Source organism: Arthrobacter sp. yr096 (genome assembly GCF_900108925.1).
Classification (GTDB): Bacteria; Actinomycetota; Actinomycetes; order Actinomycetales; family Micrococcaceae; genus Arthrobacter.
The window spans coordinates 1-3,639 of record NZ_FNYI01000022.1 but is presented as its reverse complement, the minus strand read 5'-3'; the positions used below and the strand labels follow the sequence as shown (position 1 = coordinate 3,639).

Annotated in this window: 1 rRNA gene; it reads left to right on the top strand. The window is 54.9% G+C overall.

The window, feature by feature from the left end:
- The first annotated feature begins 414 nt into the window (after positions 1-414).
- Positions 415-3,557: ribosomal RNA gene (locus BMY91_RS22865) — 23S ribosomal RNA — on the top strand.
- Positions 3,558-3,639 lie beyond the last annotated feature (82 nt).

Below are 3,639 nucleotides of genomic sequence, written 5' to 3'. Positions count from 1 at the left end.
TTTTTTGGCATGGCCTTCCCGGTTGTGTCCTGGTGCGAGTACGGCGGTTTCCGTGTCCCTTTTGTGGGGTGTGGGGGTTGTTGGGAAAGTTGCTGGGGTGCGGGGTGTGGGGGTTGTGTTTGGCGCACTGTTGGGTCCTGAGGCAACAGGACCTTTTTGCAGCAATGCAGGGGGGCACTTCTGGTGTTTCTTTTGTTCCTGCGACCGGTTCCTCTGGTTACTGTTATCGGCCCTGTTTGTGGGTTGTGGTGGTTGGGGGTCTGGTTGATGGGGTTGTTGTTTGAGAACTACATAGTGGACGCGAGCATCTGAGACACATGCCTTTGTGGTGTGTGTTTCTACAGCAATTTCTTATGAATGAACCTGGCCCTTGTGGTCGTGGTTCTCTCGAGTAAGTTTTTGATCATTTTGTGTGGTCAAGTTTTTAAGGGCACACGGTGGATGCCTTGGCATTAGGAGCCGAAGAAGGACGTAGGAATCTGCGATAAGCCTGGGGGAGTTGATAACCGAGCGTTGATCCCAGGATGTCCGAATGGGGAAACCCCGCACAACGCTGCAAGGTGATTGTGTGACCCGCATCTGAACACATAGGGTGCGTGGGGGGAACGCGGGGAAGTGAAACATCTCAGTACCCGCAGGAAGAGAAAACAAGAGTGATTCCGTTAGTAGTGGCGAGCGAACGCGGATCAGGCTAAACCGTTCCATGTGTGATAGCCGGCGGGCGTTGCATGGGCGGGGTTGTGGGACTTTCCGTGATGGTTCTGCCGGACCGTTGAGGTGAGGTGCAGGCATAGGTGAACGGTCTTGAAAGGCCGGCCAGAGAGGGTGTGAGCCCCGTAACCGTAATGTTGTGTACAGCCTGGAGAGTATCCCAAGTAGCACGGGGCCCGAGAAATCCCGTGCGAATCTGTCAGGACCACCTGATAAGCCTAAATACTTCCTAATGACCGATAGCGGACCAGTACCGTGAGGGAAAGGTGAAAAGTACCCCGGGAGGGGAGTGAAACAGTACCTGAAACCGTGTGCTTACAATCCGTCGGAGCAACCTTAGTAGTTGTGACGGCGTGCCTTTTGAAGAATGAGCCTGCGAGTTAGTGTTACGTCGCGAGGTTAACCCGTGTGGGGTAGCCGTAGCGAAAGCGAGTCTGAATAGGGCGAGTGTAGTGGCGTGATCTAGACCCGAAGCGGAGTGATCTACCCATGGCCAGGTTGAAGCGACGGTAAGACGTCGTGGAGGACCGAACCCACTTCAGTTGAAAATGGAGGGGATGAGCTGTGGGTAGGGGTGAAAGGCCAATCAAACTCCGTGATAGCTGGTTCTCCCCGAAATGCATTTAGGTGCAGCGTTGCGTGTTTCTTGCCGGAGGTAGAGCTACTGGATGGCCGATGGGCCCTACAAGGTTACTGACGTCAGCCAAACTCCGAATGCCGGTAAGTGAGAGCGCAGCAGTGAGACTGTGGGGGATAAGCTTCATAGTCGAGAGGGAAACAGCCCAGACCACCAACTAAGGCCCCTAAGCGTGTGCTAAGTGGGAAAGGATGTGGAGTTGCGAAGACAACCAGGAGGTTGGCTTAGAAGCAGCCATCCTTGAAAGAGTGCGTAATAGCTCACTGGTCAAGTGATTCCGCGCCGACAATGTAGCGGGGCTCAAGTACACCGCCGAAGTTGTGGATTTCACACAGTACCCTAGCCTTCGTGGTTCAGGGGTGTGGAGTGGTAGGGGAGCGTCGTGTGGGCAGTGAAGTCGCGGTGGAAACCAGCGGTGGAGCCTACACGAGTGAGAATGCAGGCATGAGTAGCGAAAGACGGGTGAGAAACCCGTCCGCCGAATGATCAAGGGTTCCAGGGTCAAGCTAATCTGCCCTGGGTAAGTCGGGACCTAAGGCGAGGCCGACAGGCGTAGTCGATGGACAACGGGTTGATATTCCCGTACCGGCGAAAAACCGCCCATGCCAAGCGGGGGATACTAACCGCCCGGAGCCTGCCCTATCACCCTTGTGGTGTGTGGGTTTTGGCCGAGCGCGGGACCTGATCCCGGGAGGTAAGCGTATTAACAGGTGTGACGCAGGAAGGTAGCCGGGCCGGGCGATGGTTGCCCCGGTCTAAGGATGTAGGGTCAGGGATAGGCAAATCCGTTCCTGTGTGTTGAATCACGATCCTGAGATCTGATGGGACTCCCGTTTGGGGGGATCCGGTGATCCTATGCTGCCAAGAAAAGCATCGACGCGAGGTTTTAGCCGCCCGTACCCCAAACCGACACAGGTGATCAGGTAGAGAATACCAAGGCGATCGAGAGAATTATGGTTAAGGAACTCGGCAAAATGCCCCCGTAACTTCGGGAGAAGGGGGGCCTGCCCCGTGATGGAGACTTGCTCTCCGTGAGCGGGTGTGGGCCGCAGAGACCAGGGGGAAGCGACTGTTTACTAAAAACACAGGTCCGTGCGAAGTCGCAAGACGATGTATACGGACTGACTCCTGCCCGGTGCTGGAAGGTTAAGAGGACCGGTTAGCCACCTTGTGTGGCGAAGCTGAGAATTTAAGCCCCAGTAAACGGCGGTGGTAACTATAACCATCCTAAGGTAGCGAAATTCCTTGTCGGGTAAGTTCCGACCTGCACGAATGGAGTAACGACTTCCCCGCTGTCTCAACCATAAACTCGGCGAAATTGCAGTACGAGTAAAGATGCTCGTTACGCGCAGCAGGACGGAAAGACCCCGAGACCTTTACTATAGTTTGGTATTGGTGTTCGGAGTGGCTTGTGTAGGATAGGTGGGAGACGTTGAAACCCGGACGCCAGTTCGGGTGGAGTCATCGTTGAAATACCACTCTGGTCACTTTGGACATCTAACTTCGGCCCGTGATCCGGGTCAGGGACAGTGCCTGATGGGTAGTTTAACTGGGGCGGTTGCCTCCTAAAAAGTAACGGAGGCGCCCAAAGGTTCCCTCAGCCTGGTTGGCAATCAGGTGTCGAGTGTAAGTGCACAAGGGAGCTTGACTGTGAGAGAGACATCTCAAGCAGGGACGAAAGTCGGGACTAGTGATCCGGCGGTACATTGTGGAATGGCCGTCGCTCAACGGATAAAAGGTACCTCGGGGATAACAGGCTGATCTTGCCCAAGAGTCCATATCGACGGCATGGTTTGGCACCTCGATGTCGGCTCGTCGCATCCTGGGGCTGGAGTAGGTCCCAAGGGTTGGGCTGTTCGCCCATTAAAGCGGTACGCGAGCTGGGTTTAGAACGTCGTGAGACAGTTCGGTCCCTATCCGCTGCGCGCGCAGGAAATTTGAGAAGGGCTGTCCTTAGTACGAGAGGACCGGGACGGACGAACCTCTGGTGTGTCAGTTGTACTGCCAAGTGCATCGCTGATTAGCTACGTTCGGATGGGATAACCGCTGAAAGCATCTAAGCGGGAAGCTCGCTTCAAGATGAGATTTCCATACACATAATGTGTGAGAGGCCCCCAGCCAGACCACTGGGTTGATAGGCCGGATGTGGAAGCGAGGACTAAAGACTCGTGAAGCTGACCGGTACTAATAGGCCAACAACTTACACCACACAACACACTGCACGCGTCCACTATGTGGTTCCCGAACAACAACCCACCACGGGTAGCCGGAACCAACAACTAAATAACAAC